Annotated in this window: 13 protein-coding genes; 6 read left to right on the forward strand and 7 right to left on the reverse strand. The window is 58.5% G+C overall.

Annotated elements, in window-relative coordinates; genetic code table 11:
• Nucleotides 1-77 precede the first annotated feature (77 nt).
• Nucleotides 78-1,118, forward strand: coding sequence for an NADP(H)-dependent aldo-keto reductase (locus ACI77D_RS11430; RefSeq protein ID WP_064450694.1), 1,041 nt, complete (start codon nt 78-80; stop codon nt 1,116-1,118).
• Nucleotides 1,119-1,234: 116 nt separating this feature from the next.
• On the opposite strand, the gene ACI77D_RS11435 is transcribed toward ACI77D_RS11430, so the two are convergent.
• Nucleotides 1,235-2,371, reverse strand: a complete 1,137-nt coding sequence (locus ACI77D_RS11435; RefSeq protein WP_407016585.1) for an acyl-CoA dehydrogenase family protein — start codon at nt 2,369-2,371, stop codon at nt 1,235-1,237.
• A gap of 220 nt (nt 2,372-2,591) precedes the next feature.
• Here ACI77D_RS11435 and ACI77D_RS11440 point away from each other — a divergent pair, with 220 nt between their 5' ends.
• Both ACI77D_RS11440 and ACI77D_RS11445 read left to right on the forward strand, forming a co-directional pair.
• On the forward strand, nt 2,592-3,512 hold the full coding sequence (locus tag ACI77D_RS11440; RefSeq protein WP_208604459.1) for a GlxA family transcriptional regulator: 921 nt from the start codon (nt 2,592-2,594) through the stop codon (nt 3,510-3,512).
• A gap of 270 nt (nt 3,513-3,782) precedes the next feature.
• Complete coding sequence (locus ACI77D_RS11445; RefSeq protein WP_064450691.1) at nt 3,783-4,034, forward strand: hypothetical protein; 252 nt, start codon at nt 3,783-3,785, stop codon at nt 4,032-4,034.
• Nucleotides 4,035-4,097: 63 nt separating this feature from the next.
• Here ACI77D_RS11445 and zapE read toward each other — a convergent pair whose 3' ends face one another.
• The 3 genes from zapE to ACI77D_RS11460 form a co-directional block, all read right to left on the reverse strand.
• Nucleotides 4,098-5,192 carry a cell division protein ZapE gene (gene zapE, locus ACI77D_RS11450; protein WP_012722199.1) on the reverse strand — a complete coding sequence of 365 codons (1,095 nt, stop codon included), beginning with the start codon at nt 5,190-5,192 and terminating at the stop codon, nt 4,098-4,100.
• 79 nt (nt 5,193-5,271) lie between these two features.
• Nucleotides 5,272-6,627, reverse strand: coding sequence for a tryptophan--tRNA ligase (locus ACI77D_RS11455; protein WP_221293943.1), 1,356 nt, complete (start codon nt 6,625-6,627; stop codon nt 5,272-5,274).
• Between the two features lie 24 nt (nt 6,628-6,651).
• Entirely contained in the window at nt 6,652-7,281 is a 630-nt protein-coding gene (locus ACI77D_RS11460) for an alpha/beta hydrolase (RefSeq protein WP_064450689.1), read from the reverse strand.
• A 147-nt stretch (nt 7,282-7,428) separates the two neighbouring features.
• Here ACI77D_RS11460 and ACI77D_RS11465 point away from each other — a divergent pair, with 147 nt between their 5' ends.
• A complete protein-coding gene (locus ACI77D_RS11465) occupies nt 7,429-7,866 on the forward strand; it encodes a YhcB family protein (protein WP_064450688.1) in 438 nt (145 codons plus the stop codon).
• Nucleotides 7,867-8,060: 194 nt separating this feature from the next.
• Here ACI77D_RS11465 and ACI77D_RS11470 read toward each other — a convergent pair whose 3' ends face one another.
• From ACI77D_RS11470 to ACI77D_RS11480, 3 genes are all read right to left on the reverse strand, one after another.
• Nucleotides 8,061-9,785, reverse strand: coding sequence for an ABC transporter ATP-binding protein/permease (locus ACI77D_RS11470; protein ID WP_064450687.1), 1,725 nt, complete (start codon nt 9,783-9,785; stop codon nt 8,061-8,063).
• Nucleotides 9,786-9,884: 99 nt separating this feature from the next.
• Nucleotides 9,885-10,445, reverse strand: a complete 561-nt coding sequence (locus tag ACI77D_RS11475) for a response regulator transcription factor (protein WP_003171731.1) — start codon at nt 10,443-10,445, stop codon at nt 9,885-9,887.
• Complete coding sequence (locus ACI77D_RS11480) at nt 10,438-11,700, reverse strand: ATP-binding protein (protein WP_407016586.1); 1,263 nt, start codon at nt 11,698-11,700, stop codon at nt 10,438-10,440. The genes ACI77D_RS11475 and ACI77D_RS11480 overlap by 8 nt, the downstream gene beginning before the upstream one ends.
• A gap of 205 nt (nt 11,701-11,905) precedes the next feature.
• On the opposite strand from ACI77D_RS11480, the gene ACI77D_RS11485 reads away from it, so the two are divergent.
• Nucleotides 11,906-12,619 carry an SIMPL domain-containing protein gene (locus ACI77D_RS11485; protein WP_064450685.1) on the forward strand — a complete coding sequence of 238 codons (714 nt, stop codon included), beginning with the start codon at nt 11,906-11,908 and terminating at the stop codon, nt 12,617-12,619.
• A 189-nt stretch (nt 12,620-12,808) separates the two neighbouring features.
• Nucleotides 12,809-16,141, forward strand: a complete 3,333-nt coding sequence (locus tag ACI77D_RS11490; RefSeq protein WP_407016587.1) for a dermonecrotic toxin domain-containing protein — start codon at nt 12,809-12,811, stop codon at nt 16,139-16,141.
• The last annotated feature ends 50 nt before the right edge of the window (nt 16,142-16,191 follow it).

The raw sequence follows: 16,191 nt of genomic DNA on the forward strand, positions 1-16,191 counted from the left end.
AAGAGGTGGGCAATTATGCAGATTGCGAAAAAAAATTCAACCTGCTTTTATGATTGTTTTCCCCGAAGGAGTACCCGATGGATTATCGACAGCTGGGCCGCACCGATCTGAATGTAAGCGCGATAGCCTTGGGCACCATGACCTGGGGCGAGCAAAACAGCGAGGCAGAGGCCTTTGCACAGATCGAACGGGCCAAGGCCGCGGGGATCAACTTCCTCGACACAGCAGAAATGTACCCGGTGCCGCCGAAGGCCGACACCTATGCCACCACCGAGCGCTATATCGGTAATTACTTCAAAAGCCGTGGCGACCGGGCCGACTGGATCCTCGCCAGCAAGATCGCCGGCCCCGGCAACACCATTGATTACATCCGTGACGGCCACTTGCGCCACAACCGCAAGCACATCGTCGACGCCCTGGATGCCAGCCTCAAGCGCCTGCAAACCGACTGGATCGACCTCTACCAGTTGCACTGGCCCGAGCGCAGCACCAACTTTTTCGGCCAACTGAGCTACAAGCACAAGGACGAAGACGACCTGACCCCGCTGGAGGAAACCCTCGAAGCACTGGACGAACAGGTGAAGGCCGGCAAGATCCGCCACATCGGCCTGTCCAACGAAACCCCGTGGGGCACCATGAAGTTCCTGGCCCTGGCCGAAGCCCGTGGCTGGACCCGCGCGGTGTCGATCCAGAACCCCTACAACCTGCTCAACCGCAGCTTTGAAGTGGGCCTGGCGGAAGTCGCTATTCGTGAGCAATGCGGCCTGCTGGCCTACTCGCCGCTGGCTTTCGGCATGCTCAGCGGCAAATACGAAGGCGGCGCCCGCCCGGCAAAAGCCCGCCTGACCGAATACAGCCGCTTCAGTCGTTACTTCAACCCGCAGTCAGAAGCAGCCTGCAGCCGTTATGTGGCACTGGCGCGGGAACATGGCCTGGACCCTGCGCAGATGGCGCTGGCGTTCGTGACGCAACAGCCGTTCGTGACCAGCAACATTATTGGCGCCACGAGCCTGGAGCAACTGGACAGCAACATTGCCAGTGCCGACCTGAAGCTGTCGAAAGAGGTTTTGGAAGGGATTGAGGCGATTCAGAAGGACCATCCGAATCCAGCGCCTTGATTGATCCTTAAGCCGCTATCGCGGGCAAGCCAGCTCCCACTCATTGAACTGTGAACACATTCAATGTGGGAGCCGGGCTTGCCCGCGATGAGGCCCGGAGCAGCACTACCAATCCATCAAAGCGCCCGCGCAATAATCTCTTTCATGATCTCATTGGTCCCCGCATAAATCCGCTGCACCCGCGAATCGGCCCAGGCCCGGGCAATCGGGTATTCCCACATAAAGCCGTAGCCACCGTGCAGCTGCACGCACTCGTCGAGCACCTTGCATTGAAGGTCCGTGGCCCAATACTTGGCCATCGCCGCCGTGGGCACATCGAGCTTGCCCTCCAGATGCAACGCCATGCATTTATCCACAAACACGCGGCCGATCTGAATCTCGGTGGCCATCTCCGCCAGCTTGAACCGGGTGTTCTGGAAGTCGGCAATTGCCTTGCCGAACGCTTTGCGCTCACGGGTGTATTCAAGGGTCCATTGCAACGCCGCCTCGGCTGACGACAGCGCGCCAATCGCCACGGTCAGGCGCTCCTGGGGCAACTCCTGCATCAAATACGCGAAGCCCATGCCGGCCTGGCCCAACAGGTTTTGCTTGGGCACGCGCACGTCCTGGAAAAACAGCTCCGAGGTGTCCTGGGCCTTCATGCCCACCTTCTCCAGGCGCTTGCCCTTGTCGAAGCCCGGCGTATCAGCCTCCACCAGAAACAGGCTGGTGCCCTTTGCACCGGCCATGGGGTCGGTCTTGGCCACGACGATCACCAGCTCAGCGAGAAAGCCGTTGGTGATAAAGGTCTTGGAACCGTTGATCACATACTCATCACCGTCCAATACCGCAGTGGTCTTGACGCCTTGCAGATCGGAACCCGCGCCTGGCTCAGTCATGGCGATGGCCGTGACCATCTCGCCGGAGATCAATTTGGGCAAGTACTTCTGTTTCAGCGCTTCACTGCCGTAATGCAGGATGTAGGGCGCCACAATGTCCGAATGCAGGGAAAACCCGATGCCGGTCAGCCCCAGTCGGCTGATTTCCTCAATCACCACTGCACTGTAGAGAAAGTCCGCACCCAGGCCGCCATATTCCTCCGGCAGATGAGAACACAGCATCCCCGCCTCCCCCGCCTTGCTCCACAGACTACGGTCGATATAGCCCTGCTTCTCCCATTGCCCATGGAACGGCGCGGCGTGTTTTTCGAGGAAGGTGCGCACGCTCTCGCGGAAGAGTTCGTGCTCCGAGCTGAACAAGGTTCTGGGGATCATGGGTCACCTGCGTGGATTGTCGGACAAGGACGAGCCCACAGAGACTAAGCCGCGAAGGCGTCACGGGACACTGGACACATGCGACAAAAAATAAGACGATCCAGCCGTCTGGTGACCACTTTCCCCTATAAGAATAAATGAAATTATGTCTAACCAAATCTCCACGCCCCTGCGGCGCGTCAGCATTTTGGCCATTGATCGGGTATTCGCTTCAACCCTCATGCAAGCCAAGGATTTCTTCCATCTCGCCAGCCTGCGTTATGGCAAACAGCAAGGCCTGGGCCTGACCCCAGCGTTTGAAACACGCCTGGTCAGCCCCGACGGGCAATCGGTACGCAGCTTCAGCGATGTGATCATGCCGGTGGACGGCGGCCTGGAAAACGCCGACATCATCGTGTTGCCGGCCTTCTGGGATGACTTCGACGCGCTGTGCACCCGTTACCCCCAAGTGCTGCCCTGGCTGCGCGAGCAACACGCCCGCGGCGCGGTGCTTTGCGGCGAGGCCACCGGCGTGTTCTGGCTGGCCGAAGCCGGCCTGCTCGATGGCAAGGAAGCGACCACCTACTGGCGTTTCTTCAATGCTTTCAGCGAACGCTTCCCCCAGGTGCAGCTCAACCAGGACAAGCACCTCACCGATGCCGACAACCTGTATTGCGCCGGCGGCACGACCTCGGCGTGCGACCTCTACATCTACCTGATCGAACGTTTCTGTGGCGCCAACATCGCGCAGGCCGTGGCCCGCGACATCCTCTACGAAGTGCAGCGCAGCTACGCGCCTGGGCGTATCGGCTTTGGTGGGCAGAAGCTGCACCAGGACGTGATCATCCTGCAGATCCAGCACTGGCTCGAAGAGCATTTCGCCGACAAGTTCCGCTTCGAAGACGTCGCCCGGGAACACGGCATGAGCATCCGCAACTTCATGCGCCGTTTTCAGACTGCCACCGGCGACAAGCCGCTGCATTACCTGCAACGGCTGCGTATCGAGACGGCCAAAGGCCTGCTCTCGGGAAGCCGCAAGAGCATCAAGACCATCAGTTATGAGGTGGGTTACGACGATGCGAGCTTCTTTGCGCGGCTGTTTCGTCAACACACGGAGTTGTCGCCGAACCAATACCGGCAGCAATTTCAGCAAGCCGCGTAGGTACGGCACCTGACGATGCAAGCGACCCTGTCATACCGCAATGGTGCAGGGTCGAACTGAAAGCCCTATGCAGCCTTACCAGGGCCTTAAGCAATACCTGCCTGCAAGACCTCCAATTCCTACAGCTAGACAGGACGAAGACGACCCGCTGCTCCCTGGGCGTCTGGCATTTTAAGCGAGGTAAAAGTCGTCTATTTATGCCGGACTTCTCTCCGGATCATAAAGGGCTTTTCTAAATCCACTGGCTCAAACTAGGACGGAGACTCAATCATGTCATCCATAGGAAGCATCTCTTTCAGCCCGGCGGTACAGCCGAACGAGACAGGCGCAAGTCAATCAAAAGAGAAACAGACTGAACTGTTGAATAAAAAAATGGAGGAGCTGAAGAAAAAGAAGAAGGACGAGGAAGAGGAGGATTCCACGTTAGTCAAGGGTCCGGACGGCGCGATCTACAAGATAGAGGGTAGCAAAAAGATCCTCGTACAACCGGCGCCGCCCTCTGAAGACCAGATCACTTTTTAACCAGCACCAAAAAATACAAAAGGCCCGCAATCGCAGCGGGCCTTTTATATGGATCACATCGGCTTAAGGCTTATGCCCACGCGACAGGAACTCGTGGGATTGCATTTCGAGCAAGCGGCTCAGCGTCCGCTGAAATTCGAAGTTCAAGCGACCGCCGGTGTAGAGGTCCTTGAGTTCGACCTCGGCCGAGATGATCAGCTTGACGTTACGGTCGTAGAATTCGTCGACCATGTTGATAAACCGGCGCGCGATGTCGTCGGTGGTGACGCTCATCTGTTCCACGCCGCTCAGGATCACCGCGTGGAAGATTTTGCCCAGCTCGATGTAATCGTTCTGGCTACGCGGCCCGTCGCACAATTGGCGGAATTCGAACCAGGCCACGTCGTCGCAGGTACGCAGCGCGATGATTTCGCGGTTTTCGATCATCAACTTGTCGTTTTCCACCGCCTGGGTGCATTCCGGCGTCAGCGCGCGGAAGCTTTTTTTCAGGCTTTCGTGCGCCGCTTCGTTCAGCGGGAAGTGGAACAGCTCCGCTTGCTCAAGGTGGCGCAGGCGGTAATCAACGCCACTGTCGACGTTGACGATCTCGGTGTTCTGCTTGATCAGCGCGATGGCCGGCAGGAAGCGCGCACGTTGCAGGCCGTCCTTGTACAAGCCGTCAGGCACGATGTTCGACGTGGCGACCAGCGTCACGCCGTTCTTGAACAGTTCTTCCATCAGCGTGCCAAGGATCATGGCGTCGGTGATGTCGGAAACGAAGAACTCATCGAAGCAGATGACCCGCGCTTCGTCGGAGAAACGCTTGGCGATGATGGTCAGCGGGTTTTTCTCACCCGGCAGGGTCTTCATTTCTTCGTGCACACGCTTCATGAAGCGGTGAAAGTGCGTACGCACCTTTTCCTTGAACGGCAGCGCTTCAAAGAAGGTGTCGACCAGGTACGTCTTGCCCCGGCCCACGCCACCCCAGAAATACAGGCCTTTGACCGGCGTGTGGTCTTTCTTGCCAAACAGCTTGCTGAACATCCCTGGCTTGCTTTGCGAGGCCGCGACCAGGTCGTCGTACAGGCGCTGCAAATGACGCACCGCCGTTTCCTGGGCCGCGTCATGGAAGAATTCAGGGCGTTTCAGATCAGCTTGATATCGTTCTAGGGGCGTCATAATTTCGTTAGCAAGGCAACAAAAACGGGCCGTCACTGTAACGACGGCCCTGGATAATGGCAATCAACCCTTGGTCGGGTTAATCCTCGATAGGCGTCAACGCAACGCGCAAGGCGGCGATGGCAGCATCGCGCAACGTTTCGTCGGCGAACTCGGCGCTGTCGGCCACCGCAGCGCCGTCCAGCCATACGCTGAAGCTCAGGGCTTCGGTGCGCACGTCCAACGCGTCGCCGCTTTGCAATTGCTTGGTCACGGCGCCAGCCGCTTTGCCGTCGGCAAAATTGCGCGACAGCAGCAGTTGCTCGCCGTCAGCGGCCAACAGGCGGAAGCGGAAACTGCCGTCGTCTTCGCGAAAGCTTACGAAGCGTGCAGCTTTGGAGGCTTTCTTCTTGGCCACAACTGGCGCGGCGGCCTGATTGACGAATGAACGCAGGCCCACCGCCTCACGCAGCTCGGCCAGGAACGGCGCCGCTACGGCACGGGCCTTCTTGGCGCCGATCAACAGCAGGTCTTCCATGTCCGAGGGGCGCGACATCAACTGGTGGTAACGCTCGCGCGCCTCGCCCAATTGATTGTCCAGCAGTTGGAACAGACGGCTCTTCGCCTCGCCCCAGCCCAGGCCTTCCAGCAATGCGTTGCGCAATTCCGCTTCCTGGGCCTTGGTGGCAAACGCCTGGAACAGGGTGAACAGGTGCGAGTTGTCCGGGTCCTTGGCTTCGCCGGGCGCGCGGGAGTCGGTGACGATCCGCGAGATCGCGTCTTTCATGTCCTTGGCGCTGGTGAACAACGGGATAGTGTTGTCGTAGCTCTTGGACATCTTGCGGCCATCAAGGCCCGGCAAGGTGGCGACGCTTTCTTCGATCAACGCCTCGGGCATGGTGAAGAATTCTTTACCGTTGCCGAACAGGTGGTTGAAACGCTGGCCGATGTCGCGGGCCATTTCCACGTGCTGAATCTGGTCACGGCCGACCGGCACCTTGTGTGCGTTGAACATCAGGATGTCCGCCGCCATCAGCACCGGGTAGCTGTACAAGCCCATGGTGATGCCCGCATCCGGGTCTTCGCCGCTTTCGACGTTCTTGTCCACCGACGCTTTATAGGCGTGGGCACGGTTGAGCAGGCCCTTGGCGGCAACACAGGTCAGCAGCCAGGTCAGCTCGGGGATTTCCGGGATGTCGGACTGGCGGTAGAAGGTCACCCGGTTCACATCCAGGCCACCGGCCAGCCAGGTCGCGGCAATTTCCATACGCGAGCGCTGGATGCGCTGCGGGTCATCGCATTTGATCAGGGCGTGGTAATCGGCCAGGAAGTAGAAAGAGTCGGCATTGGCGTCCTGGCTGGCGAGAATCGCCGGGCGGATCGCACCGGCGTAGTTGCCCAGGTGTGGCGTGCCGGTGGTGGTGATGCCGGTGAGGATACGGGTACGAGTCGTCATGGGTAATCGCTTATCAGACTGCTATCAATTCGAGAGGCGCGGCAGCACCAGATCCTTGAGATCGGTGAGCTTGCCATGAAAAAAGTGCCCGCATTCTGCCACTTTCAGCAGCTCATGGGGGCGTTTCAAGGCAGCGGACCACTCGTAGACGACCTGCGGGTCGACCACTTCGTCGGTTTCCGGCTGGATCAGGGTCAATGGGCAGCCTTGGGGCAGCACGTCGGTATCGCGCAGGCGCATCACGGCAGCGGCGACCATGAACAGGTGCGCGAGTTTTTCGCCCTTGGCTTCCAGGCGCCCGCCGAGGCTGGCGGCCACATAACCGCCAAACGAGAAACCGAGCAAGGTGATCGGCAGTTCGGGGTGCTTTTCCCGCAGCCAGTTGGCAGCAGCTTCGGCATCGTCCACTTCACCGGTGGCCATATCGTGGGTACCGGCGCTGGCACCGACACCGCGGTAATTGAAACGTAAAGTAATCAAACCGGCGTCGCGGGCGGTGCGTTGCAGGGTCGATACGACTTTATTGAGCATGGTCCCACCCTGCACCGGGTTAGGGTGGCAGATCAGCGCCAGGCCACGTGGCTCGGGGTGATCAAGGTACAGGGCTTCCAATTGGCCAACCGGGCCATCGATCAAAACGGGGGTTTCACGCATGAGCAAGGAATGAACTCCGTGACCTCTCAAAGGGTCGACTCGTCTAGCTAAAAGTCTGTGCATGGCATGATTGCGAGCTTAATCGCGGTATACAGCGCAGGTCCGAGCCGTTAACGTAAAGCAAAGCCGTTTATAGAGGAAGGACTCGTGGAACACTCGCTCTTAGTTTGGTTGTTGCCGACTCTCGCCTTGGTTGCCGGTGTCGCCATTGGATTCCTGGTTGCCCGCCTGCTGCCGAATGCCGCGCCTAACCGCACGCAGCGTCAGTTGGATGACATTCAGGAACGTTTTGACAGTTATCAGAACGAGGTTGTTACCCACTTCAACAGCACCGCGACCCTGGTCAAGAAGCTCACTCAGAGCTACCAGGAAGTACAGGATCACCTCGCCGATGGCGCTAACCGCCTGGCCCTCGACGACATCACCCGTCAGCGTCTGCTGGCCGCGTTGCATTCCGATGCACCGCAAACACCGCGGGAACGCCTGACCCCTCCGCGGGAAAACCAGGAGCCACCACGGGACTACGCGCCAAAAACGCCAAACGCCCCTGGCATGCTGGATGAGCAGTACGGCTTGAAGAAGTAAGTCATGTTCAAGCATTAAAAAAGCCCGGTTGATCGATGATCAACCGGGCTTTTTTGTGGGCTTCACTCGCCAGGACAATGGAGATCCACTGTGGGAGCGGGCTTGCTCGCGAAAGCGGTGGGTCAGTCTGAACATCTGTAACTGACAGACCGTATTCGCGAGCAAGCCCGCTCCCACATTGACCGCGTAAGACCTTAAGCCGATTGCTGCTCCTGCAACAACCCACTCTCGATCCGCACATGCCGCCCATGGAAGCGCTTGAGGCTGCTGCGATGACCGACGCTGACGATGCTCAGCCCCGGCAATTCATCGATCAGCGCTTGATACAACGTCGCCTCATCCTCTTCATCCATCGCCGAGGTGGCTTCGTCCATGTACAGCCACTGCGGCGCGAACAACAACGCGCGGGCAAAGGCCAAACGCTGCTGCTCACCCGGCGAGAGCATACGTTGCCAGTGGTTGGCCTCGTCCAGGCGCGCGACCAGGTGCGGCAAGCGGCAGGTTTCCAGGACCTGTGCATAACGTTGCGCCGGGTAGACGCTGTCGTCCTGTGGATAACTCAATACGGCCTTCAAGGTCCCAATCGGCAGGTAGGGTTTCTGCGGCAGGAACAGGTAACGCGCAGCCGGCAGGCGAATGCTGCCATGCCCCGCTGGCCACAAGTGCCCCATCGCACGCAGCAGCGTACTTTTACCACTGCCGGAACGCCCACTGAGCATCACACGCTGGCCCGGCTCTACGGTCATGTCGGCGTCGGTGAGCAAGTGGCGGCCGTCGGCCAGGTCCATGCCCAGATCCTGCACCACCAACCGCTCGCCTTCAGGGCGCACATCGATGGCTGGAGTACGCTGTTCGTTTTCACTCATAGCCTGGTGGAAGCTGAGCAGACGGTCACTGGTCGCACGCCAGCTGGCCAGGTCGGCATAGGCACTGATGAACCAACTGAAGTTGCCCTGCACATTGCCAAACGCGGAGTTGATTTGCATCAGCTCGCCCAGTTCGATCTTGCCGGCGAAATAGCGCGGCGCCGCAACCATGAAAGGGAAGATGATTGCGATCTGTTCGTAGCCGGCGGTGAAGAAGGTCAGGCGCTTGGACACTTTCATGATGTCCCAGAAGTTGTGCCAGACTTTACTGAAGCGTGTGCTCAAGCGCTGTCTTTCATTCGGCTCGCCGTTGTACAGGGCGATGCTCTCCGCGTTTTCACGCACACGCACCATGGAGAAACGCAGGTCTGCTTCGAAGCGTTGTTGTTGGTTGCTCAGGCCAATCAAGCGACGACCGATCAGGTGAGTCAACCAGCTGCCGACACCGGCGTAGACCAATGCGCACCAGAACATATAACCCGGGATGGTGAAGCCAAACACCTCGATACTGCCGGAAACACCCCACAAAATAATCGAGAACGACACGAGGCTGACGACATTGCGCAGCAGCCCGAGGCCCAGGCTCAACGTGTTCGAGGTGAAGTTATTGAGGTCTTCGGAAATCCGCTGGTCCGGGTTATCGGTGTACCCACCCTGCTCCAGCTGGTAGTAGTTCTTGTCGGCGAGCCAACGTGCAAAATGCTTTTCGGTGAGCCAGGCACGCCAGCGGATGGTCAGCATCTGGGTCAGGTAGAGGCGGTAGACAGCACCCAGAATGGCCACGGCCGCGATACCGCCGAAATAGCCAATCAGTTGCCAGAAAGCAGCCGTGTCCTTGTGCTCCAGAGCGTTGTAGAAATCCTTGTACCAGTGGTTGATCCACACGGAGATCGCCACGCTGAACAGCGACAAGCCAATCACCGCGCCCAGCAACAACCAGGCCTTGCCTTTCTCTTCACTGCGCCAATACGGCGTGATCATCGCCCAGGTTCGGCGAAAGAATTGCCCACGCACCGCGTCGTTGACCGCGGAATACTCAGCGTTCTGATTCATCGTTCAGGCTCGGTAGGGGAAAATGACAGGCGTTTGAACCGATCATAGACGATCGGTTCAGCGCTCCGTGCTGCCTGAAGCAGATTGTTCAGACTTTGTTCAGCGCCGTACCGGACGCTTCTGCAGCTTGCGTTGCAGGGTGCGGCGGTGCATGCCCAGGGCACGGGCAGTGGCGGAGATGTTGCCCTCATGTTCGGTCAGCACACGCTGGATGTGTTCCCACTGCAAGCGGTCCACCGACATCGGGTTTTCCGGCACCAGGGTATCGAGGTCGGCGTGTTCGGACAGCAAGGCTGCCAGCACGTCGTCGGCGTCCGCCGGTTTGCACAGGTAGTTGCAGGCGCCGCGCTTGATGGCCTCGACAGCGGTGGCAATGCTGGAATAACCGGTGAGGATCACCACGCGCATTTCCGGGTCGAGTTCCAGCAGCTTGGGCAGCAGCACCAGGCCGGAGTCGCCGTCCATTTTCAGGTCGAGCGCGGCGTAGTCCGGCAAGTCAGCCTGAGCGATGGTCAGGCCTTCTTCGGCGGAGCCTGCGGTGCTCACGCGAAAACCACGACGGCTCATGGCGCGCGCCATGACGCGGGTAAAGGTGGCGTCGTCATCTACCAGCAACAGGTGCGGCAGTTCTTCGCCTTCGACTTGGATCTCGTCACTCATCGATATCTCCTCGTGCGACACGGGGCAGGCGCAGCTCGGTGAGCGTGCCACCTTCCTCATGACTATAGAGCTTCACTGAGCCGCCCGCGCGGGTCACGCTGGCCTTGCTCAAAAACAGGCCCAGGCCGAAGCCTTTGCCCTTGGTGGTAAAGAACGGTTTGCCGATCTGCTCGGCAATAGCCAGCGGCACGCCCGCGCCGTGGTCACGAATGCTGATGGTCACGTTTTCCGCATCCCAGTCCAGCTGTACGCCCAGGCCTTCGGGGCAGGCGTCAGCAGCATTGTTCAACAGGTTGAGCAGCGCCTGGGTCAGGTCCGGTGGTGGCGCCATGCGTGGCACGCTGCCCTGGCCCAGCAGGTTGAAACGGTAACTGGCTTCGGGGCGCATCAGGTGCCAACGGTTCAGGGCTTCGTCGAGCCACTGGGTCACGTCCTGCATATCCACGGCCAGGCGGCGATTGGCTTCGGCGGCACGCACCAGTTGCTGCAAGGTCTGTTTACATTGCTTGACCTGTTCCTGCAGCACGCTCAGGTCATCCTGCAGGGCTGGGTCGTGATGGTCCTGGACCATCTCATTGAGCAGCACGCTCATGGTCGCCAGCGGCGTCCCCAATTCATGGGCGGCGCCGGCAGCCTGAGTGGCGACGGCCAGCAATTGCTGGTCGCGCAGGCCTTCTTCGCGGCGAATGGCGCGCAACTCTTCCTGGCGACGCAGTTCTTCGGCCATGCGTGCAGCGAAGAAGGTAATCACTGCAGCGGACAGGGCGAAACTCAGCCACATCCCGTAGATCTGCAGGTTTTCCCGCGCGATGGGGAAGGTCTGCAATGGATAAAACTGTGCCAGCAACAAGGTGTACAGGGTCAGCGCAATACCCGACAGCACCACCGAGTAGCGCCACGGCAAGGTCACCGCGGCGATGGTCAGTGGCACCAGGTAATAAGAAACAAACGGGTTGGTGGAACCACCGGAGAAATACAGCAACACACTGTGGATAAACAGGTCGCAGGCCAATTGCAGGGCGTATTCCAGCTCAGTCACCGGCCACGTGGTGCGCAGGCGGATGGCCGTAAACACACACAGCACGATGGAGAAGCCGAGGGTCACGGCCAGTTGCAGCCAGGGCAACGGCAGCAGGTCGAACCAATACGCGAGCCCGACGGAGCCAGCCTGTGCGGCCAGTACCAGGGTGCGAATGAACGTCAGGCGCCAGAGGTTCTGGCGTGTGGCGGAAGTCAGTTTTACGGCGGCGAGCATGAGCTCTCCCGGTGAGCGCTGCAGGCGGATCGGCAGGAGTATAAACGAAGCAGGCCGCCTGGCATGACGTGTGTGGCTCTTTGACGCAGGCCGCGTAAATGACCGTTCGTCGGCATCCCCACAACTTGTAGCGAATGTGTAAACCCGAAGAACCCGACATCACCGTCTACAGTCATACCGAACACGAATATCCCAAGGAGCTTCCATGTCTCGTTTCACTCGCAGTGCAGCCGTTATCACCCTCAGCGCCAGCGCCCTGGCCAGCCTTCCCGCCATGGCCGCCGATGCGCTGAATTACAACCAGATTTCCCTGCGCGCCGAGGTCAGCCAGGAAGTTGCCCGCGACAAGATGATCGTCACCCTCTACACCGAATCGCAAAACGCCGACCCGGCCAAGCTTGCCGCTGAAATCACCACGACCATGAACAAGGCCCTGGGCGAGGCTCGTGAAGTCAAAGGCGTGACCCTGCGTCAGGGCAGCCGCAACAGCTACCCGATCTACGACAACAAGAACCAGAAGATCACCGGCTGGCGTGAACGCGCTGAACTGCGCCTGGAAAGCGCCGACTTCCCGGCGCTGTCCAAGCTCACCGGCGATCTGCTGAACACCCTGAAAATGGAAAACATGGACTTCGCCATCGCCGACACCACACGTAAGGCCAGCGAAGATGCGTTGCTCAAAGACGCGGTTGCCGCCTTCAAGGCACGCGCTCAACTGGCCACCGACGCACTGGGCGGCAAGGGTTACAAGATCGTCAACTTGAACTTCAACACCAACGGTTATCCACAACCGTACGCCCGAAACGGCGGGATGATGATGAAAGCGGCCATGATGGATTCGGCGCCGACGCCGGAAGTGGAGGCAGGGACCAGTCAGGTGAACATGAGCGCCGACGGCGTGATTGAAGTCCTGCAGTAAGGCTTTTCGAAACAGAAAAACGGCGCGGCCTTAGGGGCTAGCGCCGTTTTTTTTGTAAGACCCAGCGACACCGTCTGTAGTCCCTCATATCCAGCCACAGACCCATATGGAATCAAATGCCCGGTTCTCACTACAGAGTTAATGCAACGGCGCACGCCGACATCCTCTTACTTCACGAGAACCGAATTCATGACCGTATATCTCAATCGGACACCTCCTCAGTTACAGGAAAACCTACCTGTCTATGCGCCGCCGAAAACCGAAGCGCAAACCACGCAAGCGCCCCAACGGTCAGCCGAAAAAACGGTTAACCCTCATGAAACACAGCTGCTCAAAGCTTACCTTGAGCAGGTGAATCGCCTGGCGCTGCACACCTCGCCCAGACTGGTCAGTGTTCCGAGACAGAGTACCTTGGGCCAATGGCTTGAATTATATGATGCCCACGTGCGACAACCCGCTCTCAATGGATGGCTGTTTAGACAAGGAATCCACGACATCGGCCAGTTTTCGGTCGCCCCCTCAACAGGCACCTTGTCCGCTGAAGTGGAGGGAAAAAAGAAAACTTTCAGCCTTACGGACACGTCGGGCTGGGGACAAATCTCAGCGGCATTGCTGGCGACCGCCAGCGTGATCGCACCCGGAAAAAGTGGTGATTTGCGGGTGGAACAACATGATGGCTTCCTTCAAGTCCATCCAAAGGTAGTGGCACACTTCCAAGGTGTTCCATTCCCGCAATCCGCCGCCTTTGCGCGGGCGCAATTCAACCAACTGGCCCCCAAAGATGCGTTCGACCCTATCCCGCCTGATGACCGATTACGCCCTGCCAGCCGCCGCTCAGAAGACGCGATGCAAGCGCAAATACAGAGTGCCGGCAAATTCTACAGCACCGCCCCCGCGGCACTGGATTACAAGCTTTTGGCGGTCGACGTCGCCAACAACCTGCCCAATACGCGGGCAGAAGCCAAGAAGTGGGCAGAAGCGCTGATTCTCAAGTTGACGGGCAACGTGGTCGATGCTGACACGATCTATTTGAACCGTTTCAGGAGCGCGAGCAGCGCGAACACCGTAACAGGCTGGGAGCACACTTTTGAGGAGCCCTACTCCTCATTACGCCTGCCGGATGCCCTGCTGAAAAACTTCTCCGAACACGACTGGATTCCCGGCACTCTGGATCAGGAAACGGGTTTATACACGGTCGGCGCCGGTCAAAGCACACAGGGCGGGTACGGCGCCCACAACCAATTCGCCCTCGCCCCCTCCGCGGTGATGCATGAGAGTTGGAAGACCGACTTCCAAACCGGGATGACCCAGAAAATCGATCATTTCTGGCGCGCTCATACCAGTGGCTATGAGACGGCGATCAAGGGCGAGTTCGTTTACCAGGCCCGCAAGCAATTGAAGGCGGCAGAAGCCCGTTCACCGGCTGAGCGCAAGCTGCAACCGCCCGAGCAACAATTCACGCGTGACGACTACCGCCTGGTGATGGGGGCAGTCTCCAACCTTTCCCTCGACGAAAATGCACCGCTCAGCGTCGAACAACTCATGGCCATGGCGCCGGTGAAGGGCATCGTTCAGGCCAATGCCCTTAGCATCCATGGCTTTACGTCCAACGATATTGTGCGCTTCAGCGCTGCCGATGGCCGGCAGGTGGTTTCCATACCTGGAAACGTGCCGGCCTATCTGAGGTTCGACTCCCTGGCAAAGCTGGAGAAATGGGTGATTGACCAAAGCAAGCATCCTAAAAAGCGGGAAGCCTTGCTCTCACATTTTCCGTTGATCTACCGTCAGGACCATGAAGCCAGTTTTGGCACACGGGCAGCATCCGGAGTGGTGCCATTTCTGTGGCTCACGCATATAGCCGACAAGAAAGAGGGCCTGAATACCCTTTTCGATAAAATGGCCACCGGGGCACTGAAAGATACTGTGATCAATGACAGCCACTCGAACATTGAGGGGGATGTGTTCGCCGCGCTGGCATTCGCCACCAAAGAGCGCATGCAGAGTGATGCTGACGTTGTCATCAAGTCCAACAGCGAAGTGATCCGCGACACTTGGCTGAACGACATCACCGTGGCCGCCGGCTTGTTGGCCAAACTTGCCCCCATCGCTGCACCGGTTGCCGCTGCGGCCGTGCTCGCAGGGTTAACCGAACTGGCGTTAGGAGCAGAAAAAGCCTCGTCCGGCGACACGCAGGCGGAACGCAAGGACGGTGCCTCCAAGGCATTCGATGGTTTGTTGAATACCCTGTTCTCAGTCGGGGCGAGCGCAGTCCCTGAAGACCCGTTTGCCCTGCCTCCCGAGACAAAATTACCGCCCGCGGAGCCGCTGATTCCACCGACCGCCAATGAAATCCAGGAGCCACGGCCAGGACCGTCCTCCGGTAACAGTTCTGTCGTCAACGCGCCTGTGCCGCAACCCTTGCCGAGATCCGAGTCACTTATCCGCGTGGCGCAACATGCAGTCCCTGACGGTGAGGCATTGATAAAGAATGCTACTCGAGACGCACTCGGTGTTTATCGAATGACTGACAGTGAGGGGACATTCCGCCAATTCGTGCGCTTTACCGATGAAACAGAAACGAGCCGTATATTTGAAATATCGGGTCGTTACCGGTCCGGCGACGCCTTTGCCAGAATCATTAATCCGGATAACGGCGCGGGGCTGATGGTGATAACACCGGGTCGCGATGCTCAATGGGAGCGCGCACCTGCCGATGGAGGCCTTCGACTGTGGCCATGGACAGGTACGCCTTCGCCAACGCCGAGTGAAAACCTGACGCCGAAATTCTCTGACTTGTTCGCAGACTTCGATGAGCCGGCGGTAAAGCAATCGGAGAGATTTGACGCACTGCTAAAAGTTGATGAAGCAAAACCCTTCTTGCCGTCGACAAAAGGATATGAAGAAAATGGCGAACTCAAAAGAAAGTTGGTGCTTACCTGGAGCGCCCCCAAACAGGAATTCACACTGCTTGAATCTGAGAAGGCTATCGCTACGCCTTACAGCGACAGCAACTATTCGCACAACTTCATTCTTGACCTTAACCGCTCTGACTACTCAGTCACTAAACTGACAGAACACGGCGAGCTTCACTTCAGTCTGGATGCCCACGGCGACTCTGCAGAAACGATCCGACTCAATAGGCTTAAACAGTTCGAGAGTGCGATTCCCGATGCGGCTATGCGCTCGCGAATTTCCGAGGTCGCCCATCAAGGCTCGGTCGAGCCCGCCACTATCGAGTTGATCAGTACTTTAAAAGACGGCTATAGCCCGAAAGTGAGCACCGCTACTTACTCGGTAGAATATGACCCCGTCAAAAACGAAGCCCGCGTCAAAGTCGCCGCCCAATGGGATGTGAATGATTTGAGCGGTGACGAGATGAAGCCTGTTTCAGATATGAAAATGACCAGCAGCCGAACCTTTCTCGTCAGCTTGGGCAACGAAGTATCAGACAACCCCTACATCATCCAGGAGATGGCCCCGACTCAGCTCGAGGCAACGCTACCAGGAGGCCCGGCCCAATAAGCTACTCACAGCAATTGAGACGCTAATCTCTACCTGAGTCACAAGAACGG

Origin of the sequence: Pseudomonas sp. O39 (genome assembly GCF_045447295.1) — a bacterium.
GTDB classification, from domain to species: domain Bacteria; phylum Pseudomonadota; class Gammaproteobacteria; order Pseudomonadales; family Pseudomonadaceae; genus Aquipseudomonas; species Aquipseudomonas antarctica_A.